At 42.4% G+C, this 24,409-nt stretch carries 23 protein-coding genes; 16 read left to right on the forward strand and 7 right to left on the reverse strand.

The window, feature by feature from the left end:
- Positions 1-37 precede the first annotated feature (37 nt).
- Positions 38-532 (forward strand): hypothetical protein, encoded by a 495-nt coding sequence (locus ACR5KR_RS05585; protein WP_445627413.1) that lies wholly within the window; start codon positions 38-40, stop codon positions 530-532.
- A gap of 82 nt (positions 533-614) precedes the next feature.
- On the opposite strand, the gene ACR5KR_RS05590 is transcribed toward ACR5KR_RS05585, so the two are convergent.
- Positions 615-1,799 carry an AbrB family transcriptional regulator gene (locus tag ACR5KR_RS05590; RefSeq protein ID WP_445627412.1) on the reverse strand — a complete coding sequence of 395 codons (1,185 nt, stop codon included), beginning with the start codon at positions 1,797-1,799 and terminating at the stop codon, positions 615-617.
- Positions 1,800-1,826: 27 nt separating this feature from the next.
- The gene (locus ACR5KR_RS05595; protein ID WP_448265771.1) at positions 1,827-1,985 is read right to left on the reverse strand and encodes a hypothetical protein; all 159 of its coding nucleotides are present in this window, start codon (positions 1,983-1,985) and stop codon (positions 1,827-1,829) included.
- On the opposite strand from ACR5KR_RS05595, the gene ACR5KR_RS05600 reads away from it, so the two are divergent.
- The 3 genes from ACR5KR_RS05600 to ACR5KR_RS05610 all read left to right on the forward strand — a co-directional run bounded on the left by ACR5KR_RS05600 (position 1,980) and on the right by ACR5KR_RS05610 (position 4,006).
- Positions 1,980-2,153 carry a Uma2 family endonuclease gene (locus ACR5KR_RS05600; RefSeq protein ID WP_448265772.1) on the forward strand — a complete coding sequence of 58 codons (174 nt, stop codon included), beginning with the start codon at positions 1,980-1,982 and terminating at the stop codon, positions 2,151-2,153. The two genes, ACR5KR_RS05595 and ACR5KR_RS05600, sit on opposite strands and share 6 nt — an antisense overlap.
- Positions 2,154-2,247: 94 nt before the next feature.
- Complete coding sequence (locus ACR5KR_RS05605; protein ID WP_448265773.1) at positions 2,248-3,429, forward strand: DUF262 domain-containing protein; 1,182 nt, start codon at positions 2,248-2,250, stop codon at positions 3,427-3,429.
- Positions 3,430-3,439: 10 nt separating this feature from the next.
- Positions 3,440-4,006, forward strand: coding sequence for a HEPN domain-containing protein (locus tag ACR5KR_RS05610; protein ID WP_445627409.1), 567 nt, complete (start codon positions 3,440-3,442; stop codon positions 4,004-4,006).
- An 81-nt stretch (positions 4,007-4,087) separates the two neighbouring features.
- On the opposite strand, the gene ACR5KR_RS05615 is transcribed toward ACR5KR_RS05610, so the two are convergent.
- The 3 genes from ACR5KR_RS05615 to ACR5KR_RS05625 all read right to left on the reverse strand — a co-directional run bounded on the left by ACR5KR_RS05615 (position 4,088) and on the right by ACR5KR_RS05625 (position 6,532).
- Positions 4,088-4,438, reverse strand: a complete 351-nt coding sequence (locus ACR5KR_RS05615; RefSeq protein ID WP_094350625.1) for a DUF1257 domain-containing protein — start codon at positions 4,436-4,438, stop codon at positions 4,088-4,090.
- 141 nt (positions 4,439-4,579) lie between these two features.
- Positions 4,580-6,091 carry a stress-responsive protein Ycf46 gene (gene ycf46, locus ACR5KR_RS05620; protein WP_322671475.1) on the reverse strand — a complete coding sequence of 504 codons (1,512 nt, stop codon included), beginning with the start codon at positions 6,089-6,091 and terminating at the stop codon, positions 4,580-4,582.
- Between the two features lie 87 nt (positions 6,092-6,178).
- Entirely contained in the window at positions 6,179-6,532 is a 354-nt protein-coding gene (locus tag ACR5KR_RS05625; protein ID WP_448265774.1) for a hypothetical protein, read from the reverse strand.
- Between the two features lie 290 nt (positions 6,533-6,822).
- Here ACR5KR_RS05625 and ACR5KR_RS05630 point away from each other — a divergent pair, with 290 nt between their 5' ends.
- The 5 genes from ACR5KR_RS05630 (at position 6,823) to ACR5KR_RS05650 (ending at position 13,357) form a co-directional block, all read left to right on the forward strand.
- Positions 6,823-7,353 (forward strand): hypothetical protein, encoded by a 531-nt coding sequence (locus ACR5KR_RS05630; RefSeq protein ID WP_448265775.1) that lies wholly within the window; start codon positions 6,823-6,825, stop codon positions 7,351-7,353.
- A gap of 182 nt (positions 7,354-7,535) precedes the next feature.
- Positions 7,536-8,690, forward strand: a complete 1,155-nt coding sequence (locus ACR5KR_RS05635; protein WP_334999430.1) for an NAD-dependent epimerase/dehydratase family protein — start codon at positions 7,536-7,538, stop codon at positions 8,688-8,690.
- A 12-nt stretch (positions 8,691-8,702) separates the two neighbouring features.
- Positions 8,703-9,347: a DUF4291 domain-containing protein gene (locus ACR5KR_RS05640; RefSeq protein ID WP_448265776.1), complete on the forward strand. Its 645-nt coding sequence runs from the start codon at positions 8,703-8,705 to the stop codon at positions 9,345-9,347.
- A 6-nt stretch (positions 9,348-9,353) separates the two neighbouring features.
- On the forward strand, positions 9,354-10,484 hold the full coding sequence (locus ACR5KR_RS05645; protein WP_448265777.1) for a glycosyltransferase family 4 protein: 1,131 nt from the start codon (positions 9,354-9,356) through the stop codon (positions 10,482-10,484).
- Between the two features lie 275 nt (positions 10,485-10,759).
- Entirely contained in the window at positions 10,760-13,357 is a 2,598-nt protein-coding gene (locus tag ACR5KR_RS05650; protein ID WP_448265778.1) for a GAF domain-containing protein, read from the forward strand.
- A gap of 145 nt (positions 13,358-13,502) precedes the next feature.
- On the opposite strand, the gene ACR5KR_RS05655 is transcribed toward ACR5KR_RS05650, so the two are convergent.
- Entirely contained in the window at positions 13,503-13,778 is a 276-nt protein-coding gene (locus tag ACR5KR_RS05655) for a DUF7219 family protein (protein ID WP_445627405.1), read from the reverse strand.
- 637 nt (positions 13,779-14,415) lie between these two features.
- Here ACR5KR_RS05655 and purC point away from each other — a divergent pair.
- From purC to ACR5KR_RS05690, 7 genes are all read left to right on the forward strand, one after another.
- A complete protein-coding gene (gene purC / locus ACR5KR_RS05660) occupies positions 14,416-15,153 on the forward strand; it encodes a phosphoribosylaminoimidazolesuccinocarboxamide synthase (protein ID WP_448265779.1) in 738 nt (245 codons plus the stop codon).
- A gap of 176 nt (positions 15,154-15,329) precedes the next feature.
- A complete protein-coding gene (locus ACR5KR_RS05665) occupies positions 15,330-17,963 on the forward strand; it encodes a BamA/TamA family outer membrane protein (protein WP_448265780.1) in 2,634 nt (877 codons plus the stop codon).
- A 210-nt stretch (positions 17,964-18,173) separates the two neighbouring features.
- Entirely contained in the window at positions 18,174-19,046 is an 873-nt protein-coding gene (gene lpxC, locus ACR5KR_RS05670) for a UDP-3-O-acyl-N-acetylglucosamine deacetylase (RefSeq protein ID WP_448265781.1), read from the forward strand.
- Positions 19,047-19,144: 98 nt separating this feature from the next.
- Complete coding sequence (gene fabZ / locus ACR5KR_RS05675) at positions 19,145-19,675, forward strand: 3-hydroxyacyl-ACP dehydratase FabZ (protein WP_445627401.1); 531 nt, start codon at positions 19,145-19,147, stop codon at positions 19,673-19,675.
- A gap of 311 nt (positions 19,676-19,986) precedes the next feature.
- Entirely contained in the window at positions 19,987-20,805 is an 819-nt protein-coding gene (gene lpxA / locus ACR5KR_RS05680) for an acyl-ACP--UDP-N-acetylglucosamine O-acyltransferase (protein WP_448265782.1), read from the forward strand.
- A gap of 153 nt (positions 20,806-20,958) precedes the next feature.
- Positions 20,959-22,140: a lipid-A-disaccharide synthase gene (gene lpxB / locus ACR5KR_RS05685; protein WP_448265783.1), complete on the forward strand. Its 1,182-nt coding sequence runs from the start codon at positions 20,959-20,961 to the stop codon at positions 22,138-22,140.
- A complete protein-coding gene (locus ACR5KR_RS05690) occupies positions 22,130-23,395 on the forward strand; it encodes a DNA cytosine methyltransferase (RefSeq protein WP_448265784.1) in 1,266 nt (421 codons plus the stop codon). Before lpxB ends, ACR5KR_RS05690 begins: the two co-directional genes overlap by 11 nt.
- A 33-nt stretch (positions 23,396-23,428) precedes the next feature.
- Here ACR5KR_RS05690 and ACR5KR_RS05695 read toward each other — a convergent pair whose 3' ends face one another.
- Complete coding sequence (locus tag ACR5KR_RS05695) at positions 23,429-24,394, reverse strand: aldo/keto reductase (protein ID WP_445627398.1); 966 nt, start codon at positions 24,392-24,394, stop codon at positions 23,429-23,431.
- Positions 24,395-24,409 lie beyond the last annotated feature (15 nt).

The raw sequence follows: 24,409 nt of genomic DNA on the forward strand, positions 1-24,409 counted from the left end.
CGAAACTTAAAGTAAAATTAGTTTTTATCTAAAATTAATGAGTAACGATCCTGTAATGAGCGAAAATACCATCACCTCGGCGATATCTGTCGATCTGGAGAAAGTTCCAGAAATTTTTACACGTCATATTGGCACTTGGAAAGGTGAGTATATCAAAACTGATAAAGGCGGACATTTTTCCCGCAGCTTTTTCGGTAGTTTTACCATCTTGATTGAGGGAAGCCAGTACCGACAGGTTAACAATTATGAATATTCAGATGGCTCTCACCTCCAGCTTAATTTTGAAGGATACTTTGAAGATAGAATTCTGAAATTGTTTTCTAGCAATTATTCTGACTTTTCGTCCATCGCTTGGGATGCTGGTCAGGACACAATTTGCTTTCGGGTAACGAAAACTCAAGATAACGTGCTGATTAGATTTATAGAAACAATGACTTTACTTGATGAAAATCACCGAGTTCGTAGTACCCAAATTTTTAAAGATGGTATTTTTGATGGCATCTCCTTTATTGAAGAAACTCGTTTTTCCTAAATAGATTAGATAGTCCTAGATTTGAGCAAGGAAAGTTCCAATAGAGCAAAATTGGGTGATTTGACCTTTATTTTTCATAAAATTAAACTGGTTCAGAAAGTTGCTTATCCAGACGGCGAAACAAAAACAGCCAAAGCGGTAGAGAACTATTAATCGCGATTAGTCGTACTAAATGACCAGTTGTGACAATTTCAACATTATGATTTAATGCCAGGGAAACCAAGATCATTTCTGCCGATCCTCCTGGCGCTGTGACTAAAAGACAGGTTAACCAGTCCCAAGAAGTTAATTGCATTGCAAGTATAGCAGCGATCGCTCCAGCTACGAGAGTCATCCCCACAGACATCAAGGCATAGGCAACAGTCCGCTTTCTCAAGTTAGGTTTGTCTCCCCAATATTCACCAATTGTAATTCCCAGGAGCATTTGACCCAATAAATTTATTATTGGCGGCGGACTAAAGCTAATATCACCTACAAAAGGCAGCCAATGTAGCAAAGGATTAAACCCAATACCAATCAACAATGCACCAAAGAAATCGCCAGCAGGTATTTTAAATAATATAGCTGGATAAACTACTAATCCAGTAATTACCAGTACTAACAAGAGTAATTCTAGTTGAGACGGATCGAGATTGAGCCAAGCAGCTTTGATTGGAAGTGTTTGCGGATAATCATTACCAACTGATGTCCTAGCGATGAAGGGAATTAGAACAACTACACAGGTGACGCGAATCGCCTGAACTAAGGCAACCAAGCTCACATTTTTATTGTAATCGGCTGCGATCGCAGCCATAATTCCTACACCACCAGGAACTGTAGCCAGCATTGCTGTAAATAGGTTGGTTTTGCTGGCGCGGGAGTAAATGTAACCGATACAGCCTCCACTCAGCAGCAAAAACAGGGTAAGAAAAATAAATATAGGAATACCGGAAGCAACACTCGCTAGATTAGCGTGGGCATTGGAAGCACCGACAGTTAAGCCGACAAGTGCCATTCCCACTTTTCTAGCAGTGCGATTAGGTTGGGGAGAATATTGATAAAAAATTCGACACCCTTGGAGAACCACTGTACCCGCGGCAATTCCGCCAAATATCCAGGCAATCCTACCAATTTGGAACTTTGCGAGGAGTAAACCCAGAGGTAATGCCAGAAGCATTTCCAAGACAAGCACAATTAGTTGCTTCCCAAATAGCTGCTGTTTGGTAACAACAGGATTTTCATGAGTGTGTTCTTCCAGGCTGGGAGTAGCACTTAGACTTTGATTCATCGATACTAAGCTTTTTTTAAGTCTAAGCTATAGGTGCAAAAGTGGATCTCCGGCGATGCGATCGCACTTTTGCAAATTAGCAGAAACAATCAAGATCGTATAGGTGTAGGGTTTAGTTCCAGTGGTGGGTTGATGATGGCTAATGGTGTGATCCGATACCAGCAAAACTGCTAAATAAGTATGCACCAGTTTGTGATTGAATTGTGTTCTAAGAGCGATCGCTTACAAGTTTTGCAAGACAAGATGCAAGAGTATATAGAGAATGGCACACAGCTTGGTTGGTTAATTGATAGAAAACAACGCCAAGTTTTTATTTATCGTCCTAATATTGCAGTTGAAGTATTAGATAACTAAGACACTGAATGAAGCAAGATGCTATAAGTGTAGGGTATAAGAGTATCATGTCTTAGTAACCCATCAGTGCATAGTAAAAGCAACAATTATTTTTATGGATAATAACTATCCTTTTGATGAAGAACAAATTTGGTTTAATGATTATGCTGACGAAGAAGATGATTTTCAAATTGATGAATATGATTTAACCTCTACACCAAATGATTTTAATGTAATAACAATTTACAATTTTATGGAATCTGGTGCTGTGAAAATCCCAGGATTTCAAAGAAATTATGTTTGGGATATAAACAGAGCATCTAAGCTGATTGAATCAATAATTTTAGGTCTACCAATTCCACAAATTTTTCTCTATGAAGAAGCAAGAAATAAATTTTTAATTATTGACGGTCAACAGCGATTAATGTCTATATACTATTTTATTAAAGGTAGATTTCCCCTTAAGGAGAAACGTGTTGAACTAAGAATAATATTTGAAAAAGATGGTTTTATTCCTGATAAAATATTGAGTGATGATAATTATTTTAGTAAGTTTGATCTAAGTCTTCCACAAAAGCTCCCCGAACAGCCTAATAAATTTAAAGGGCTTAATTACTACACTTTAGGCGACTACAAAACACAGTTTGAGCTTAGACCTATTCGGAATGTAATAGTTAAGCAAAATTTCCCTAAAGATGATAGTTCTTCAATATATGAAATATTTAATCGTTTAAATTCGGGTGGTGTTAATTTGTATCCACAAGAGATTAGAGCCAGCTTATATCATTCTCCTTTTTACGAAATGCTTAACCGTCTAAATATGGAAGAAGGATGGCGAAAATTATTACAAATGAATGAGCCAGATATTCATATGAAAGATGTTGAGCTTTTACTTCGAGGTTTTGCCATGCTAATTGATGGAGAAGATTATGCCCCTTCACTACCAAAATTTTTAAATAATTTTTCAAGAAGGAGTAGAAAAAACACTCAAGCTCAAAATGATTATCTTGAGAACTTGTTTAAATCATTTCTAAGGCAATTTGAATCTTTACCTGAAGATCCATTTATTGGAAAACGTAACAAACGCTTTCATATAGCACTTTTTGAAGCTGTTTTTGCCGGAGTATGTAAACCAAGATTTTTACACCATGAATTTTTAGATTCTCCTGTAGACATTAGTAAAATTAGGCAAATAGAAACCGATGGACAGTTTATAAAGGCTTCCTCAGAAGGCACAACAAAAAAGACAAATGTTGAAATTCGTTTAAAACGGGCTAAAGATATTTTAGATATTTAAGGGTAGAAAAGTGCTAGAAGAAACAGGTGTTGATAGGCTATATAAAGAGTTTAAAACTTTAATAGAATATATTGAACAAGGAAATGAAATATCACTCCGAAATACTGTAGATGAAAATTTTAGGAAAGCTTTACTCTTGTCCGCAGCAAGTTATTTTGAATACCGTATAACTAATGATATTATCGAGTACATTGGTGAAATATCTAACAAAAACGAGCTTTTAGTTTCCTTTGTGAATAATAAAGCTATAAGTAGACAATATCATACGTATTTCAATTGGAAAGATACAAATGCAAATAGTTTTTTTGGTTTATTTGGTGATATATTTTCAAATTTTATCAAACAAGAGGTTAAAAATAGTGAGCAACTGAGTTCATCTATTAAAGCATTTCTTGAAATAGGACGCGAAAGAAATAGATTAGTTCATCAAGATTTTGGTACATTTTCTCTAGAAAAAACGTCTGATGAAATCTATCAACTTTATAGAGATGCACTAGTATTTGTGAATGCTTTACCTCATAAACTTCGCCAATGCTTACAAAAAAATGAAGCCGAAAAAATCGGGACTGAGAAATAAATCTCAGTCCCGATAAAAAAGCGGGCTAACCGCTATTTATATGGTTAACCCGTGCAGCTTTGGGAACGCGCAGAGAAATTGTTATTGCAATACCAACTTCACATTGGCGTTTTGCAGACCGCGCTGTTTCACTTCAGCCAAAGTTTTGTTAACGGCATACTTTTGGTTGATTGAGTTGATCAACTCGGTTTGGTTGTGCTTCTTAGCAACGCCCCACAGGTCAGCGATTAGGTCAAAAGAACCATCGCCATTGCGAGACCAGCCGAGGTCATATTCGCCTTCCAACACGGCAACGATGTCAGAACGGACACGCTGACCGTTATAACCACGGACATCAGCTTCAGTCTTTACGCTGATACCGAGGTCGCGCAAGGAAGCCTTGAGGATTTCGGCATCGGTGATTTTGGTACGCAGGGTGCTAAAGTGAGACATTTGGGTTTCCTCCAATGAGAAGATTGAGAAAAACGACAACGGTTTGTTTTGGGCGAAGCCGCGCTTAACAGGATGCGGCTTTTCTTATAACTGCTAGCATCTTCTGCTAGCCTTTCCCCCTGGGATGGCAGAGGAAAGCTTTTAAAACTCCATTCGCTGATATTCAGCTACGGAGGATGCTGCGGGGCGTGCGCGCTGTCTGGCCCAATCTCTCAGAGCCGTTACTTGTTCTTGCATCGTTCGAGACAGCGGCAATGTTGCCTTCAGTGCAGCAATAATATCTAGTTGGGTGAACTCCCGATCTTGGGCAAAAGCTTCATACATTGCCGCAACGATCGCTTGCTCTATTTCTGCCCCAGAAAAGCCATCAGACATCTTGGCTAGTTGCTCAAGGTCAAATCGAGAGATGTCTTCACGGCGCTTGGTCAGATGAATATTGAAAATCTGCTGCCGTTCTTCCGGTGTGGGCAGATCGACAAAGAAAATTTCATCAAATCGTCCTTTCCTCAAGAACTCGCCAGGTAAGCGTTCTACTCTGTTGGCTGTTGCCATCACGAACACTGGTGATTTCTTATCTTGCATCCAAGTCAGGAAAGAGCCGAAGATTCTACTTGAAGTCCCCCCATCAGAATCAGATGAACCTCCACTACCAGCAAAGGATTTATCTAATTCATCGATAAACAAAATCGCTGGGGAAATAGATTCTGCTGTTTTCAGGGCGTTTCGCAGATTTGCCTCACTTCGTCCCACCATTGAGCCGTCGTAGACTCGCCCCATATCTAACCGCAACAGTGGTAAACCCCACAGCCGGGAAGTAGTTTTAGCAATCAATGACTTACCGCAACCGGGAACTCCTAGAATTAACATCCCCTTTGGTTGAGGCAAACCGTACTCTCTCGCTCTTTCTGTGAAAGCGTTAGAGCGTTGCTTGAGCCATCTTTTTAACTCTTCTAAGCCACCTACAGCATCAATAGTTTCATCTTCTTCAATGTATTCTAAGATGCCATTGCGCCGAATTAGTTGCTTTTTCTCAGATAAAACTATGTCTACTTCATCTTCCGTTAAACGCTCTTTAGTTACCTGTGCCTTACGGTAGACTTTCTCCGCTTCATCTTTAGTTAGACCCAAAGCAGCTCTGAGAAGTTTTTCTCTGGCTTCTGTTGTCAGTCGCCGACCGCGATTTTGCTCTATATGGTGAGTTAAGACTTTATTCAACTCAGCCATATCTGGCAATGTAAAGTCGAGAACGACAACTTCTTTTTCCAGTTCTATAGGTACTTGTTGCATCGGAGACATCAAAACGATGTTCTTTTGCATACCTTTGAAACTAGCGATCGCATCACGCAGCGATCGGTTAGTTGCAGGCGCATCTATAAAGGGATGTAAATCTTTAAGAATAAATATACTAGCTTCTTTCTGTCGGATAATCCACTCAATCGCCGCTTCTGGAGACACGGTATTATGTTGGGTAACATTCCGGGGTTGACCGTACTCAACAATCCCGTGTGTTACTGTCCAAACAAATACCCGACGTTGGGGCTTTAACAACTGGGCGATAGTGGAAATTGCTTGCTCGGCCCGCTCTTCCTCGGAGGTAACAAGGTAGATTAAAGGGTATTGAGCTTGAATTAGGATCTTGAGCTCTTCGTTCATACTTCGACCTACTTGAGACCTTATAGAGACAGTAGAGACATTGCTTCTGGTAAAGACAACCGCATCTGTGAATATCTATTTAGCAAGTTAGCAAGGAACTAACTCTTCCTCACTCTTGGGATTGGTTTCATCTTCATCCATCTCGTTAAGAGAAAGATGCTCTTGACCAACTACTCCTGGTTGATTGCCTAAAGTAACCAGTTCCCCATCACGTAAGACTAGTGAGCTATCACAAGTTGGACATGAATAGACTCTATGAGTCCGCCCATAAGAAGAATCTTGTAACTCATCAACCAATTCTTGATTGGATAGGTAAAAACCAAGGGCACGTTCGGCAAGTTCTGACATTGGCTCGGAATCAACTGCTGAACGAATCTTCAGTTTTCTGTGCAACTCTGGCGATAAATACAAAGTGACCTTTTGCTTAGTTTGCGTTTGCATATAACTCTTTAACGGTCTTACCCGGGTATGTATATCAAGTTATCGGTTCTTTTATTAGTTGTCAAGACAGTAAAACGTTTTAACGTCTATTTCGTTACTTTTATTTACATTTGGGTTTGTTGGCATCATTACTAGTGACTCTAGCCCTTGAAATTGAGCGATAAATCGCTCACTACGAATCTCTTAAAATTGATCTGGCAGATTACTTGTTAGCTGATTGAGAATAGTGCAATATCAGAGTTTCTGGTATTTCTATGAAATCAGTGACTTTGGCAAAATGTGTGATGTAAATGGCTACTGCTAATAAAATCTCTAGTTTGGGGCGAAAAATTTATCGGTTTGCTGCCAGCGTTAGCGGAGTCATTGCCCTGTTAATCATGCTGTGGGGTTGTACTGCAAATGATTTTAACGCTGGAGCGATCGCCTGGAAAACTTATAGCAACTCCCGTTATGGCTTTGAATTTCCATATCCGAGTAATTGGACTTCTTTAGCAGCACCAGCAAATGATGATGGAATTGCGTTTTTTTCACCACAGGATAACTCAGTAGAAATTCGAGGGTGGGCAAGTCAGCAGTTACCAAATTCTATTGTTACAGAGCAAGAATCTGTGAAAAAGAGAAAACCCAACTTTCAAACTGCCCAAGGAGTGTCTGGGGTGCTGGTTGTAGAAGTCGATCGACGACTAGGTTCAATGACACTAACACTAACTCAGAGTCAAGTGAAATACTACTGGCAGGGACGAAGCAAGAGCCAAGAATTTCAAAATTACTATCGTTTCTTTTATTACATTGCCCAACAGTATCGCATTCCGAAATCTTGAAAGATAAACATTGGGCATTGGGTATTGAGAAGAGGCAGACGGGCAGGGGGAATGGTGCAGAGGAGAAGAATTTTCCCCCCTGCTCCCCACTTTCCCCAAAATCCACATCTCTTTCAGAATGATGATTGAGAGGGTACAGAAACCTGATAGATTTAGCTATCAGCGAGTAAAAACTGGTGAAGATGAAAGTCCTGGTTATTGGTGGTGATGGATATTGCGGTTGGGCAACTGCTCTTTACCTTTCCAATCGAGGTTATGAAGTTGGAATTTTAGATAGTTTGGTGCGGCGGCATTGGGATAATGAACTTGGTGTCGAAACTCTCACTCCGATCGCACTAATTCAACAACGTCTCCAGCGCTGGCAAGATTTGACGGGTAAATCGATTGACTTGTTCATCGGCGATATTACGAATTACGAGTTTCTCCATAAAACATTACAGCAATTTCAGCCAAATGCTTTGGTGCATTTTGGCGAACAGCGTTCGGCCCCATTTTCCATGATTGACCGAGAACATGCAGTTGTTACCCAGGTCAATAATGTAGTTGGGACGTTGAACTTGCTGTACGCTATGCGGGAAGATTTCCCCGACTGTCATTTGGTGAAGCTAGGGACGATGGGCGAATATGGTACACCCAATATTGATATCGAAGAAGGGTATATCACCATTGAACACAATGGACGCAAGGATACCCTACCTTATCCCAAGCAGCCCGGTTCAATGTACCATTTAAGCAAAGTGCATGATAGTCATAACATCCACTTTGCTTGCCGGATTTGGGGATTGCGGGCAACTGATTTAAATCAGGGTGTAGTTTATGGCGTCTTAACCGAAGAAACGGGGATGGACGAACTATTGATTAATCGGCTGGATTACGATGGTGTGTTTGGTACTGCACTGAACCGCTTTTGTATTCAAGCAGCAATTGGACATCCGTTAACTGTCTACGGTAAAGGTGGACAAACTCGCGGATTTTTGGATATTCGGGATACAGTTAGATGTGTGGAATTAGCGATCGCTAACCCTGCTGAAGCTGGTGAATTCCGCGTATTTAACCAATTTACCGAACAATTTAGCGTCGGTGACTTGGCATTGATGGTGAAAAAAGCTGGTAACGCTATGGGATTGAAGGTAGAAATCAATCATTTAGATAATCCCAGAGTTGAAAAAGAAGAACATTATTTCAATGCTAAAAACACTAAATTGCTCGATTTAGGTTTACAGCCTCACTTGCTCTCTGATTCTCTCCTCGATTCTCTGTTAAACTTTGCTATCAAATATCAGACGCGAGTCGATCGCAAACAAATTTTGCCTAAAGTCTCTTGGCACAGAAATTAGGATAAACTCTGCGTGCGGCTGATAACAGAACCTTATTTAACTCAAGTCAGTAATTGGCCTGAAAATGGTCGTCATATATTAGCACAATATGACGACCATTCAATTGTTGTTTATCAGGCGTATCGTCCAGCTATTGGTAACTTCGCCGCCACTTACGGTTATTTTGGTGGTGAGTTTGGTTTTGACCGTATGAGTTGGATAAAACCTAACTTCCTTTGGATGATGCATCGTTCTGGATGGGGTACAAAAAATGGGCAAGAGGTAGTGTTAGCTATTTGGATTAAGCGTTCGGCAATTGAAGAAATTTTAGCGGCGGCTGTTCATTCCAGCTACGTTCCAGAACTTTATGCCGATAAAAGTGCATGGCAAAGAGCATTGAAGCAATCCCAAGTTCGCCTACAATGGGACCCAGACCATCACCCAAGCGGGAAAAAATTAGAAAGACGCGCTATTCAGTTAGGATTACGTGGTGAAGTACTAGCTGCTTACGCCAAAGATTGGATTGTGAACATTGAGGATATCTCGGACTTTGTACAAAAACAGCGGCAAAACATTAAATCTGACTGTGCAGAGTTGATTACACCACGCGAGAGAGTCTATTCTGTGTTTGATACCGAAACGCAAGCAAAGCTGAGATTATCTGCCTGGACTGAATAGTTTTTTATGAGAATTGCCCTATTTACCGAAACCTTTTTACCCAAGGTTGACGGCATTGTAACGCGCCTGCGCCATACTGTTGACCATCTCCAGCGCAGTGGTAATCAAGTACTGGTGATTGCCCCTGATGGAGGCATCACAGAACACAAAGGCGCTAAAGTTTACGGCGTTACTGGCTTTCCTCTGCCATTGTATCCAGAATTAAAAATGGCACTTCCCCGCCCAGCCATTGGGTACGCTTTGGAAGAGTTCAAGCCAGATATTATTCATGTCGTAAATCCAGCAGTTTTAGGTTTATCTGGCATATTTTATAGCAAAATCCTCAAAATCCCCTTAGTAGCGTCTTACCATACCCATTTACCCCAATATCTCCAGCATTACGGTTTGGGGATGCTGGAAGGTTTTCTGTGGGAACTGCTCAAAGGTGCTCATAATCAAGCTGCTTTGAATCTATGTACCTCCACAGCAATGGTAGAGGAACTGAGAGCACATGGTATTGAACGTGTAGATTTATGGCAGCGTGGGGTAGATACAGAATTATTTCACCCCGATTTAGCTAGTGTAGAGATGCGATCGCGTCTATCACAAAATCATCCAGAAAGTCCATTATTACTTTACGTTGGGCGACTTTCGGCTGAAAAAGAAATTGAGCGCATCAAACCAATCTTAGAAGCAATTCCCCAAGCACGGTTAGCATTGGTTGGAGATGGGCCGCACCGTCAAGCATTGCAAAAACACTTTGCTGGCACAAACACTTATTTTGTTGGCTATCTTATAGGGCAAGAGTTAGGTTCTGCCTTTGCGAGTGCTGATGCCTTCATCTTTCCTTCCCGCACAGAAACACTAGGCTTAGTGCTACTAGAAGCGATGGCTGCTGGCTGTCCCGTGGTAGCAGCCCGTTCCGGGGGAATTCCTGATATTGTGACAGATGGGGTAAATGGATATCTTTTTGAGCCAACAGCAGATATTCAAGGAGCCATCGCTGCTACTGTTCGCCTCTTAGAACAAAAACAACAGCGAGATATCATCCGTCAAAATGCCCGCCAGGAAGCAGAAAGTTGGGGTTGGGCAGCTGCTACCAGGCAGCTACAAGATTACTATCAAAAGGTGATATTTTCTGAACAGTTGGCAAAATAGGGTATTGGGGTATGGGGCATGGGGCATGAGGGAGATGAGGAAGATAAACAAAACTCCTAACTCTTGTACAGACGCGATTAATCGCGTCTCTACTTTTAACTCCTAACTCAGCACGGGCTAAACGCCCCGCTATCGCTAACAGCACTCTAACGCCCTATGCCCAAAATCTAAAATCTAAAATTCCGATGACCAAAACAGACTCATGATACAAGCCCATTTATTTATGGGGATTATTAATTTTGAATGCGTGAATTTTTAATTCGGAGCGAAGCAACGTGACACTCCCTAACTCTGGCAGCGTCTTGGCTACATTAACTGAATTGACTCAAGTTAATCGCGCTCATGCCCTACTGCGTCGCGTCAAAGACTTATCTGTTAATGAATTTGTTTGCTTACTCGACTTTATAACTGCTGAGTTCCAACAATTTCTGAGAGCTATTGAACTAATCAATAATGAAGCTCTAGAAACTATGTTGGAGAAAGTATTAGAAGCTATCACACTCAAAATTGGTCAAATTCTCCAAGCAGAACATACAGCCATTTTTTTAGTTGATTACGACAAAGGTCAACTGTGGTCAAAAGTTCCTCAAGATAATACCCAAAAATTCTTAGAAATTCGCACTCCCATTACAGTAGGTATCCCTGGTCATGTTGCTAGTACAGGCCAATATCTCAATATATCTGAAACTTATACTCATCCCCTATTTAGCCCAGAACTTGAAAAACAAATGGGCTACAAAATCCGTAATATTTTATGTATGCCCGTTATCAGTAGCAAAAACCAGACTGTAGCGGTAGTGCAACTAGCTAATAAAACCGGGAATGTTCCGTTTAATCATGATGATGAAGAACGTTTTCGAGACTTTGCCGCTTCGATTGGTATTATCCTAGAAAGCTGCCAATCTTTTTATGTAGCGGCTCGCAATCAAAGAGGCGCAACGGCTTTATTGCGGGCAACTCAGACACTGGGGCAAAGTTTAGATTTAGAAGCGACTTTGCAGATAGTCATGGAACAAGCTCGAATTTTAATGCAAGCAGACCGCAGCACACTGTTTTTATATCGTAAAGAGCTAAACGAACTCTGGACGAAAGTTGCAGCAGCAGCAGATGGCACAAACTTGATAGAAATTCGCATTCCTGCTAACCGTGGCATTGCTGGATATGTAGCTTCCACTGGTGAAGCCTTAAATATTTCTGATGCTTATAAAGACCCCCGCTTTGACCCGACTACAGATAAAAAAACTGGTTATATAACTCGCAATATCTTATGTTTACCAGTGTTTAATTCTGCAAATGAATTGATTGGCGTTACACAATTAATTAATAAGCAACAAAGCAGTTTTACTGCTTCTGATGAAGAGTTTATGCGGGCTTTTAATAATCAGGCAGGAATTGCCTTAGAAAATGCTCGGCTGTTTGAAAATGTGCTGTTAGAAAAACAGTATCAAAAAGATATTTTGCAAAGTCTGTCAGATGCCGTGATTTCTACAGATATGGCAGGACAGATTGTCACGATTAATGATGCAGCCCTAGAGTTGCTGGGTTGTCCGATAGGAGACGCTAATAGTAAAAACAACAAGCTTTTGTGGGAACAAAATTTGATTGGTCGCCTAGTTTGGGAAGTTGTCCCAATTGAAAATCTCCAAATGCGACTAGAAGATAGTCTAAAAACTGGAGCTAAACATTATGTGCCAGAGCAAAGTTTGATGCTGGGAATGCATCAAGTTATGAGTGAGGAGTTAGGAGTTAAAAGTGAAACTCAATACTTAGCATTCAGTACTCAGCACTCAATTTTAGCAGTGCGCGATCGCACCAACCCCGATCTTTTTATTCCTTGGAATCAACCTCTGACTCCCAAATCTGAGTTTCTCACTTCTAATCAAGTACAAACATTAGAGCGCAATATCAATCTTACTGTTAATCCCTTGACTAACCCAGAAGGCGGTGTGCGCGGTGGTTTGGTGGTTTTAGAAGACATTACTCAGGAAAAACGGATGAAAACTACCATGTCCCGCTACCTGACGCCCCATGTCGCTGAACAAGTTATGGCTCTAGGGGAAGATGCTTTAATGGTAGGCGAACGCAAGGAAGTAACTATCTTGTTTTCTGATATCCGTGGCTACACAACACTTACGGAAAATCTCGGTGCAGCTGAGGTGGTATTGCTGCTCAATCAGTATTTTGAAACGATGGTAGAGGCGGTTTTTAATCACGAAGGCACTCTCGATAAATTTATTGGTGATGCCTTAATGGCGGTATTTGGTGCGCCGCTACCATTGACAGAGAATCATGCTTGGAGGGCTGTGCAGTCAGCGTTAGATATGAGACGCCGCTTAGAGGAATTTAACCAACGGCGAATTATCCAGGCGCAGCCGCAAATTCGTATTGGCATTGGGATTAGTTCTGGGGATGTGGTTTCGGGTAATATTGGTTCCCGCAAACGAATGGATTACACCGTAATTGGAGATGGTGTAAATTTAAGTTCGCGTCTGGAAGCGGTAACTAAAGATTACGGTTGTGATATTCTTTTAAGCGAATTTACTTACCAATTGTGCAGCGATCGCATTTGGGTGCGCCAGTTAGATAAAATCCGAGTCAAAGGGAAACACCAGGCCGTAAATATCTACGAGTTAATTGGCGATCGCACTACTCCCCTAGATGCCAACACTCAAGAGTTTTTGTTTCATTATCATACTGGACGCGATGCCTATTTATCGCGCAACTTCTCACAAGCGATCGCCTGTTTTGAAGCCGCCAAATCTATCCAACCCCAAGACCAAGCTGTTGATATCCACCTAGAGCGTGCGCGTAATTACCAACAAACGCCGCCTCCAGAGTCCTGGGATGGTATTTGGACAATGCTTACTAAGTAGTCATTGGTCATTTGTCATTGGTCACTTGTACTGAGCGTAGTCGTAAAGCCTGCGGCATAGCTACGCTTCGGGCGCAGCCTCTCTAAGAGTTGTATTGGTCATTGGTCATTTGTGATTTATCAGTTCCCAATGCCCCGTACCCCATTTAATCTTTAGTCTCTCCCTGGTCATCTTGAAAGGGATCTTCGCCAATTCCTAGCTCTTTTTTTGAGCGTTTCAACTGTTTCCACAGATCCCTTATTTGTTCGTAAGCTACACCTGGAGGCACTTTTCCGCCTGTTTCTAAGTTGCAAATGTAACTTACCCGTTGGGCAAATTCCTGGAGATTTGCATTAAAAACCAAGTTTTCTGGCTTCACTTGACCGTAGTAGCGACCGCGAGGGAAGAGAAAATCATCCTTGTTCACTATTTTTTTTTCCATTTATTCAATTCACCTTATCTTGGGGTTTCTGAAGCTGAATTACTAGCTAACCTAATCTTTCTTTTGTCAGATTGGGTTAAATTAGATTGTTCAATTCCTTTTCCAATTGTTGATGCAGGAATTAGTTGATTCAGATTTTAAGGCTAGAGGATAAAGCTTGTAATATTCTGTACTCCAAATCTTACAAAAAAATTCCGCCAAAGTAACTAGAGAGAATATTTTATTTTCCTCCTGGTTATCAATTTATCTCATCTTAATTTATGAAGTTGAAATTGTAATTAGCTTCAGTCGAAACCTTTAGGTACAAATTATTATGACATACTAGTATGCCTAAGTAACTTATTTTATCAAAACTCCTGAAAATCCCGCTCGTAAAACTACTTAGGTGAACATAGTATATCCGAAAGCAAATTGTCCTCTGTTAAAAGTTAGATATTTAGTTATAAATATTTGGCAACTGGCTATTAAGCAGCGACGCAGAAGAGAAAATTGGTCTTGGTATTAGTTATTACTTATTTTAACCTGCCTCTGCTTCCTTTTAAATAATCATCAATGGCTAATAGTTAATAACTAAAGATAAAATGGTGAAGCCTCAAAGGACAATTTTTGTCCATCGCCTAAAACACTACCTGCCACCATGTCTGTTAATTCCAAGTTATACGAAGGCAAAGCAAAAATTCTTTATACAACGGACGATCCAGAAGTCTTGTTGGCTGATTTTAAAGACGATGCTACAGCGTTTAACGCCCAAAAGCGTGGCAACATCGAAGGGAAAGGAAAAATTAATTGTAGCATTTCCAGCCAGCTTTTTAAACAGTTGGAGGCTTATGGTATAAAGACTCACTTTATCGATAGTCCTGCCCCGAATCAAATGCGGGTGAGAGCAGTAAAGATTTTACCCTTAGAAGTAGTGATCAGAAATATTGCTGCTGGCAGTTTGTGTCAGCAAACTGGTTTACCAGTGGGTACAATTCTGAAACAGCCTTTGGTTGAGTTCTATTATAAAAACGATTCATTAGGAGATCCTTTGTTGACACGCGATCGCCTGTACCTGCTAGAACTGGCGACTGCGGAACAAGTAGACGCAATTACACATCTTGCATTGCAAATCAATGAATTTCTCAATAACTTTTGGCAGCGGTGTGGCATTACCCTAGTAGACTTCAAACTAGAGTTTGGTTTGGACTCACAACAGCAGTTACTCTTGGCAGATGAAATTAGCCCCGACACCTGTCGTTTATGGGATACCGCAGAAAAGGACTCAAACCGCCGGGTAATGGACAAAGATCGCTTTCGCCGAGACTTAGGAAATGTAGAGGATGCCTACCAGGAGGTCTTACAAAGAGTGCTAAAAGCAGTAGAAACTATAAGTTAACCAGGTAAAAACCAAAAGGTGAGAAGGAATTATATTTAACTTTTGCCTTTTGCCTTTTGCCTTGTAAAGTAAAAAAGCAAAAGAAAAAAATTATGTTTTGAAATTTTACCTTTGGCATAAGGGCATTATTGCCTTGTGATGGTGTGTGTGTGGTCGTGAAGAGGAATATAAGTAAAATGCGTTTATCTCCCGTATTGCTGGCAGCAGTAGCAATTGCAGCCCCTTTGGGTGGCTCATTGAGTGCGAATGCAGAAACCGCCAACAATTCCAAACAGACAACAGAAGTTTTGACACTAGAAAAAAATCAACACTCAGAAAAGGACACTGGTCAGGTTAACTCTAGTAAAAGTCTAGAATCTCAACCTAAATCTACAGCAACTATAGAGGCAGAGCGTCCCCAATCCCGCGTCGTCGCAATTTACCCTGCCAACCCAGCAGCAAGCGCGACCCCAAAGGTAATTGTGCCAACCTCCACAACGCCAACAACTGCACAAACCCCTGAAATTAATTCCAGTCCTACTCAACAGCCGTCTCCGGCTCCAGACATTCCACCGCCAGAAATTCAACAACCAACGCCTTCCCCAACTCCTGAGACCACTCCAGTCCCAGAAAATGTAAATCCACCGACAACAGAACCTTTATTACCCACAACTCCAGAACCATCAGCTACTCCAGATATTCCCCCCCCAGCTAGTCAACAAAGAACACCTACGTTATTCCCAGGTGCTACTCCCAGTCCGCAGAATGTTAATCCACCGACAACTCCGGGCAATACTCCATTCCCAGGCGCTACTCCCAGTCCGCAAAATGTAAATCCACCGACAACTCCAGGCGCTACTCCCAGTCCGCAAAATGTAAATCCACCGACAACTCCAGGCGCTACTCCCAGTCCGCAGAATGTTAATCCACCGACAACTCCGGACAATACTCAACCCAACACAGCCCCAGAAGCCAATGATCCCCGCGTACTGGTATCGGAAGTAGTCGTTAGATCCCAGACTGGCCAACTATCACCAGAACTGGAAAGCCAAGTTTACAGAGTAATTCGTACCCAACCAGGACAAACAACCACCCGCAGCCAACTGCAAGAAGATATTAACGCTATCTTTGGTACTGGCTTCTTCTCCAACGTCCAAGCAGCGCCAGAAGATACCCCTTTGGGAGTGCGGGTAAGCTTTGTTGTCCAGCCTAATCCCGTCCTCAGTAAAGTAGAAGTGCAAGCCAATCCTGGCACTGGTGTCCCTTCTGTACTACCAGCTAACACTGTGGATGAAGTGTTTCGGGAGCAGTATGGCAAAATTCTCAATTTGCGTGACTTGCAAGAAGGCATCAAGCAGTTAAACAAGCGGTATCAAGACCAAGGTTACGTCCTAGCTAACGTGATTGGAGCGCCACAAGTCTCTGAAAGCGGAGTTGTTACCTTACAAGTAGCAGAAGGGGTAGTAGAAAATATTAGAGTCCGGTTCCGCAACAAAGATGGACAGGAGACAGACGAGAAAGGACAACCAATTCGGGGAAAAACACAAGATTACATTATTACCCGAGAAGTGGAGTTAAAGCCAGGACAAGTATTCAATCGCAACACAGTACAAAAAGACCTACAGCGCGTGTATGGACTGGGACTGTTTGAAGATGTGAATGTGTCTCTAGACCCTGGTACCGACCCCAGCAAGGTGGATGTAGTAGTGAATGTAGCTGAACGCAGCAGCGGCTCTATTGCGGCTGGGGCAGGGATTAGTTCTGCTAGCGGACTTTTTGGAACAGTTAGCTATCAACAGCAAAACCTGAACGGTAGGAACCAAAAACTGGGGACAGAAATCCAGGTAGGAGAACGGGAACTGCTGTTTGACGTGCGGTTTACTGATCCCTGGATCGCAGGAGATCCTTACCGGACTTCCTACACAACCAATATTTTCCGTCGCAGTTCTATTTCGTTGATTTTCGATGGTAAAGATGAAGATATTAGGACGTTTGATCCGGGTAATCCCACCGATGTAGATTCTCAGGATCGCCCCCGGATTCTCCGTCTAGGTGGTGGTGTCACCTTTACTCGTCCCTTGTCTGCCAACCCTTATAAAACTTCTGTCTGGACTGCCTCAGCGGGTTTACAGTATCAACGAGTTTCCGCCCGTGATGCTGATGGCAATCTGAGAAAAACAGGAGCGGTATTTGATGATAATACTGGAAACCGCCTCAGTGATGAAATTCCATTGACTCTCTCTAGCGGCGGTCAAGACGATTTACTACTGTTTCAAGTAGGGGTACAGCGCGATCTCCGTAATAACCCCCTGCAACCCACTAGTGGTTCTTATCTGCGCTTTGGAGTCGATCAGTCAGTCCCTGTGGGGCTAGGCAACATCTTCCTGACCAGATTCCGGGGTAGCTACAGCCAATATTTACCCATTAAGCTGATTAGCCTTAGCAAAGGGGCACAAACCTTAGCATTTAACCTGCAAGCAGGAACCATCGTTGGTGACTTGCCTCCCTACGAAGCTTTTACTCTTGGGGGTAGCAACTCCGTCCGGGGTTATGAAGAAGGAGCATTAGGTAGTGGACGCTCTTATGTGCAAGCATCAGTTGAGTATCGGTTTCCAGTTTTTTCAGTAGTTAGTGGCGCATTATTTTTTGATCTCGGCAGTGACTTGGGAACTAGTACTAGGGCTGCTGAAGTGTTGAACAAAAATGGCAGTGGCTATGGTTATGGCCTTGGCGTTCGCGTCCAATCTCCACTGGGGCCGATTCGGATTGACTACGGTATCAACGATGATGGTGATAGCCGGATTAATTTCGGTATTGGCGAAAGATTTTAATTAGTTAGGAGTCAGAAGTTAGGAGTTATGAGTTTTAATTCCTCACTTTTCACTGTTAACTCATAACTTTTCTGGATTAGCTTGCTAATTGTTACATTTACCTCAATACTGTTCCGATAAAGGGATTAATGACATTTTTCAGGGAATATCAGGGATTTTACCAAAACAGACGATGAACAATACTAAAGGAAATATATTGACTTTTCGGCTATGCGACAGCACACTCTAGCAGCCCAAATCACCCAAAGAGGGGTGGGACTGCATAGCGGTGTGAATACCCAGGTGCGGATATTACCAGCCGAGGCGGGAAGTGGACGCTACTTTGTGCGGGTGGATTTACCGGATTTGCCAATAATTCCAGCCCAAGTTGCAGCAGTTAGTCACACTGTTCTTTCAACTCAGTTGGGTAAAGGTGAGGTATATGTTCGCACGGTAGAGCATTTGTTGGCAGCACTTTCGAGTATGGGTGTGGATAATGCCCGAATTGAAATTGATGGCCCAGAAGTCCCACTTTTAGATGGTTCAGCAAGTGTGTGGACAGCCAATATTGCCCAAGTTGGCTTAGTCTCACAACCCGCTAACAACCAAGTTCCCTTGGCTATTACAGAACCCTTATGGGTCTATGAAGGGGATGCCTTTGTATCTGCCCTTCCAGCAGCAGAAACCCGGTTTAGTTACGGTATTGATTTTGACCTGCCCGCTATTGGTAATCAATGGCATAGTTGGTCGCTAACCGCTGAACTAGAAAAAACTTCTGCTAGCTTTGCTGCGGAAATTGCTCCTGCTCGTACTTTTGGGTTACTACATCAAATTGAACACTTACAAAAAACAGGGTTAATTAAAGGTGGCAGTTTGGATAATGCACTCGTTTGTGGCCCAGAAGGCTGGCTAAATCCACCGTTGAGATTTGCAAATGAGCCAGTCCGTCATAAAATCTTGGATTTAGTAGGAGATTTGAGTTTACTAGGAACTTTTCCTCGTGCTCATTTTTTAGCGTATAAAGCCAGTCATAATTTACACATTCAACTGGCTCAGAAAATTTTAGATTTTGGACTTCGGCTTCGCTCAGTCGAACGATTTTAGATTTTAGATTCGATCTAAAGTTTGCATCCAGGATTATTAAGGCTTTGGATATACGCTTGCCTACTCAACTTTTAGATAAAAAATCAACTACACGGCCAATGTCAATCCTCACTGAAGTGAATACCATCGATACGACTACACCTACATCTACCGAACCACAGGGTATAAATGAGATTACAATCAGTTCGGAGATTAAAACAACTTTCACATCTGAAGAAATTCAGAAATTGCTACCCCATCGCTACCCATTTTTACTTGTAGACAAAATCATTGACTACGTGCCAGGTAAAAAAGCTATTGGGGTTAAAAATGTCACTATTAATGAACCCCATTTTCAAGGACATTTCCCTGAACGTCCACTGATGCCAGGGGTGCTAATTGTTGAATCAATGGCACAAGTTGGAGGCATTGTCCTAACTCAAATGTCTTCGGTAGAAGGCGGGCTGTTCGTCTTCGCTGGTATCGATAAAGTTCGCTTTCGTCGCCAGGTCGTGCCGGGGGATCAACTAGTCATGACGGTGGAACTGTTATGGGTAAAACAACGTCGTTTCGGTAAGATGCAAGGTCGTGCCGAAGTTGATGGTCAACTTGCTTGTGAAGGAGAATTAATGTTTTCTTTAGTTAGCTAAAAGTTTGCTTTCGTGGTATGGGTATAGCCGTGAAATGCCCCTACTGAATCCTGTTTCAGGATAACAGTTAAAAAATCCACAACAGCATCTGAATAATTTCTTGATTTTCGCCGCCCTCTCTACGAGACGCACTCACAAACACATTTAACTTGCTTTGACCGACACTTTCGTTCACTGAAATATTTCACGCTCAACAACGCCAGTCGCCTCAATGGGGCGGTAGTCGGTATAACTCTTTTAACCAGAGTAACGCGCTGCCTCAAAAACCCCGCCTGGCGCTGGATTATTAAGACAGTTCTGGAGATTCACCCTTGAAAACGCTAATTCATCCAACTGCTGTAATTCATCCGAAATCGGAACTCCACCATACAGTGCAAGTCGGTGCCTATGCTGTGATTGGAGCGCATGTCAAAGTGGGCCCTGAAACAATAATCGGCGCTCATGCAGTGCTAGAGGGGCCTTGTGAAATTGGGGCGCAAAATCAGATTTTTACAGGTGCGGCCATCGGCATGGAACCCCAGGATCTGAAGTTTGTAGGAGAACCAACCTGGGTCAAAATTGGTGATAACAACTTGATTCGTGAGTACGTTACTATTAACCGCGCCACTGGTGCTGGTGAAGCGACAATAATTGGTGACGGTAATCTTTTGATGGCTTATGTCCATGTGGCTCATAACTGCGTGATTGAAGACCAAGTAGTGATTGCTAACTCTGTGGCGTTGGCTGGTCATGTCCATATAGAGTCACGCGCTAGGCTAAGTGGCGTTTTAGGTGTCCATCAATTTGTGCATATTGGTAGACAAGCAATGGTGGGAGGTATGGCACGTATCGATCGAGATGTGGCCCCATATATGCTGGTGGAGGGAAATCCAGCGCGGGTGCGAACTCTCAATCTTGTCGGACTCAAACGGTCTGGTATGGACTCAGCAGATTTGCTTTTGCTGAAAAAAGCCTTCCGCATTCTCTACCGTTCTGATTTGTCTTTTAAGGATGCCTTGGAACAGTTGGAATTATTAGGGGATAGCGAAGAATTGCAGCATCTGCGGCGCTTCCTTCTACTTTCTCAGATGCCTGGAAGACGTGGCTTGATTCCTAGTAAAGGGAAAAAAGGCGCAAGTGATGAATCGTGAATTAAAAGTTAGGAGTTAGGAATTATGAGTTATGAGTTGATAAATTAAATTTTTTAACTCTTCACTCTTCATTCCTAACTCCTAACTGCTAACTCCTGGAAAGACTTGGGTTAATCGCTTCTCTAACAGCTAACTCCTAACTTTAATTATCAAATGCGGATATTTATCAGCACTGGCGAAGTATCTGGCGATTTACAAGGATCGCTACTAATTTCAGCGCTGAAGCGTCAAGCTGCGGCGATTGGGTTGGAATTAGAGATTGTGGCGCTGGGTGGCGAAAAAATGGTAGAGGCTGGGGCAACTCTGCTGGGAAATACCAGTAGTATTGGCTCAATGGGTATTCTAGAAGGGCTGCCTTATATTTTACCGACTCTTCAGGTGCAACGTCAGGCGATCGCTTCCCTAAAGCAAAATCCACCTGACTTGGTAGTGCTGATCGATTATATGACTCCCAATCTGGAAATTGGGACTTATATGAAACAGCATCTGCCAGATGTGCCTGTGGTGTATTACATTGCTCCCCAAGAGTGGGCTTGGTCAATAAGTTTGCGAAGAACTAACCGGATTGTTGGTTTTACAGATAAGCTGTTGGCAATCTTCCCACAAGAAGCCCGTTACTTTCGCGAGAAAGGCGCAAAAGTTAGTTGGGTGGGACATCCTTTGGTTGACCGAATGCAAGATGCTCCTAGTCGGGAAGCAGCTCGTGCAACATTGGGGATTGCACCAGAAGAAATTGCGATCGCACTCCTCCCCGCCTCTCGCCGTCAAGAACTAAAATATCTTTTACCAGTAATTTTTCAAGCTGCCCAAACTATTCAAGCTAAATTACCTGAAGTTCGTTTCTGGATTCCCCTATCGCTAGAAGTCTATAGACAGCCAATCGAAGAGGCTATTAAGCGTTACGGTTTACGGGCGACAGTTCTATCAAGTCAACAAATGGAAGTTTTTGCTGCGGCTGATTTAGCCATTAGCAAATCTGGTACTGTCAATCTAGAACTCGCTCTATTAAATGTGCCACAGGTTGTAGTTTATCGCCTCAGTCGTTTGACTGCGTGGATAGCTCGGAAAATCCTCAAAGGTTCTATAACCTTCGCATCGCCACCTAATTTAATCGTAATGAAGCCGATTGTGCCAGAATTTTTACAAGAGCAAGCCACAGGAGAAAATATTACCCAAGCCGCGATGGAACTGCTACTCAATCCCAGTCGCAGAGAGCAAACTTTGCTAGATTATGAAGAAATGCGGCAAAGTTTGGGAGAAGTTGGGGTTTGCGATCGCGCTGCTCAAGAAATTTTGCAAATGCGACCAAATATATTGAGGTGTCATGGCTTATGAGATGAAAAAACAACGAGCGATCGCAGTTGATTTATTTGCTGGTGCGGGCGGTATGACTCTTGGCTTTGAGCAAGCTGGTTTTGATGTGCTAGCGTCTGTGGAAATCGACCCGATCCACTGTGCAACACATGAGTTTAACTTCCCTTATTGCTCTGTGTTATGCAAAAGTGTTGTGGATACAACTGGGGAAGAAATTAGGAATCGGTCTCGTGTTGGCGATCGCGAAATTGATGTGGTTATTTGTGGCTCACCATGTCAAGGATTTTCCCTAATTGGTAAACGGGCTGTTGACGATCCTCGAAACTCTTTGGTATTTCACTTTCATCGACTGGTTTTTGAACTAAAACCGAAATTCTTTGTGATGGAAAATGTTCGAGGAATTACAGTTGGCGAACATAAACAAATCCTCAAAACATTAATTAGCGATTTTAGAATTCATGGCTATAAAGTAGAAGAAAATTATAAAGTTCTTAACGCTGCAAATTACGGAGTACCACAGTCACGTGAGAGATTATTTCTTATAGGTGCAAGGGAGGATATAGAATTACCGAAATATCCTCAGCCGATTACTAAACAAGCTTTACCAAATAATTTAAATTCTCAAAAAATATCTGACATTCCATTGAGTCCTACAGTATGGGATGCAATTGGAGATTTACCTGAAATAGAAAAATATCCAGAGTTACTAACAAGAGATTGGGTTGTTGCAGACTATGAAAAGCCTAGTAACTATGCTCTTATACTTCGCGGGATCAAATGCCTAGATGATGATTATTCTTACAAACGAGAATATGATTTGCGAATACTTTCTTCAAGTTTAAGAACCAAACATTCCGCAGAAACTGTTAAACGTTTTCAGGAGACTCAACAAGGCGAGAGAGAAAAAATTAGTCGTTTTCATAAGCTACATCGTGATGGTGTCTGTAATACTTTAAGAGCCGGAACAGATAAGTATAGAGGTTCTTTCACATCTCCGAGACCGATTCATCCATCTACGCCGCGCTGTATCACTGTCAGGGAAGCGGCGAGATTGCATTCTTACCCCGATTGGTTTAGATTTCATGTAACCAAATGGCACGGATTTCGACAAGTTGGTAACTCTGTACCACCGTTATTAGCCAAGGCTGTGGCGTCAGAAATTATTCGCAGTTTGAATATTTCGCCTTTGAAGCCGAGTTTGGGATACAAGTTGCCAGAGGAGAAGCTAGTACAATTTAATATGTCGCAAGCGGCACAATATTATCAGTGTGATTAGTAAGAATACACTTTGTAATATGTGCAAGTTAGGTTAAGTCCAAGCACGGAAGAATGTACTATCTTCCCAGACATTAGCAGCCCGCCCTGCGATCGCTGTTAATTCTGGTTCCTTCAGGGGTACAAAAGCCCGCGCTATCTTGACATTATTTTCTAATTGTGGAACTGTCTGTGCTGCGATCGCGCAACAATGAACCCCAGGCTGAGACAGTGTGTAACCTAAAGCTTCCTCCATACCTGTCAACGCACCTGATTTAAACAACCGACCATAAGCTAGGACTTTCATCGCAATCACACCGACATTTTTTTCTTGAGCAACTGGTAGAACTACTGGGATAAATGGACGTGGGTGATGTTTATCGGCAGCATTTACAGGAATCAGTGTAGTGTGGAAAGGATAGCGACGTAACCCTTCAGCAATTATTTCAGGGTCGTGATGTCCGGTGATCCCAGCAAAACGCACCAATTTTTGTTCTATGGCTTCTTCTAAAGCTTTAATTGCACCAGATGGACTAAAGATAGTGTCGAGTTCTTCCGAAAAAGAGACGTGATGCAACTGCCACAAATCGAGATAATCTGTATTGAGACGTTTAAGCGATCGCTCCAATTCTCGCCATGCACCATCCCGATCTCTTTGATCGGTCTTGCTTGCTAGAAACAGCTTTGAGCGATGGGGTGGTAGCACTTTGCCTAAATAATCTTCACTCGGCCCATAACTAGCGGCTGTATCAAAGTAGCGAATGCCAAGTTCCAGCGCTCTTTGAATAATTGCCGTAGCATCATCCTCTTTTCCTTCGCCGCCGGATAGTGGCACTTGTCCTGCTCCAAACCCGAAGATAGGCAGATTTACTTTCGTGCGTCCTAGTACCCGTTCCGGCATATTTGCTGGCGGTGTTGCAGTGTTGGTAGTATTTTGCTCAAAAGCATTAGTTGCCACAATACCTCCAGTCACAGCAATGCTAGTAATTAGGAAATTACGCCGCGTTTTTCCTTCTGTCATGATTGGGTTCGGGGG

This window comes from Nostoc sp. DSM 114159, from assembly GCF_053470285.1.

Coding starts and splice junctions, on each gene's coding strand:
- ACR5KR_RS05585 (WP_445627413.1), top strand. CDS start 38: ATGAGTAACGATCCTGTAATGAGCGAAAATACCATCACCTCGGCGATA.
- ACR5KR_RS05590 (WP_445627412.1), bottom strand. CDS start 1,799: ATGAATCAAAGTCTAAGTGCTACTCCCAGCCTGGAAGAACACACTCAT.
- ACR5KR_RS05600 (WP_448265772.1), top strand. CDS start 1,980: ATGCACCAGTTTGTGATTGAATTGTGTTCTAAGAGCGATCGCTTACAA.
- ACR5KR_RS05605 (WP_448265773.1), top strand. CDS start 2,248: ATGGATAATAACTATCCTTTTGATGAAGAACAAATTTGGTTTAATGAT.
- ACR5KR_RS05615 (WP_094350625.1), bottom strand. CDS start 4,438: ATGTCTCACTTTAGCACCCTGCGTACCAAAATCACCGATGCCGAAATC.
- ycf46 (WP_322671475.1), bottom strand. CDS start 6,091: ATGAACGAAGAGCTCAAGATCCTAATTCAAGCTCAATACCCTTTAATC.
- ACR5KR_RS05625 (WP_448265774.1), bottom strand. CDS start 6,532: ATGCAAACGCAAACTAAGCAAAAGGTCACTTTGTATTTATCGCCAGAG.
- ACR5KR_RS05630 (WP_448265775.1), top strand. CDS start 6,823: ATGGCTACTGCTAATAAAATCTCTAGTTTGGGGCGAAAAATTTATCGG.
- ACR5KR_RS05635 (WP_334999430.1), top strand. CDS start 7,536: ATGAAAGTCCTGGTTATTGGTGGTGATGGATATTGCGGTTGGGCAACT.
- ACR5KR_RS05645 (WP_448265777.1), top strand. CDS start 9,354: ATGAGAATTGCCCTATTTACCGAAACCTTTTTACCCAAGGTTGACGGC.
- ACR5KR_RS05655 (WP_445627405.1), bottom strand. CDS start 13,778: ATGGAAAAAAAAATAGTGAACAAGGATGATTTTCTCTTCCCTCGCGGT.
- purC (WP_448265779.1), top strand. CDS start 14,416: ATGTCTGTTAATTCCAAGTTATACGAAGGCAAAGCAAAAATTCTTTAT.
- ACR5KR_RS05665 (WP_448265780.1), top strand. CDS start 15,330: ATGCGTTTATCTCCCGTATTGCTGGCAGCAGTAGCAATTGCAGCCCCT.
- lpxC (WP_448265781.1), top strand. CDS start 18,174: ATGCGACAGCACACTCTAGCAGCCCAAATCACCCAAAGAGGGGTGGGA.
- fabZ (WP_445627401.1), top strand. CDS start 19,145: ATGTCAATCCTCACTGAAGTGAATACCATCGATACGACTACACCTACA.
- lpxB (WP_448265783.1), top strand. CDS start 20,959: ATGCGGATATTTATCAGCACTGGCGAAGTATCTGGCGATTTACAAGGA.
- ACR5KR_RS05690 (WP_448265784.1), top strand. CDS start 22,130: ATGGCTTATGAGATGAAAAAACAACGAGCGATCGCAGTTGATTTATTT.
- ACR5KR_RS05695 (WP_445627398.1), bottom strand. CDS start 24,394: ATGACAGAAGGAAAAACGCGGCGTAATTTCCTAATTACTAGCATTGCT.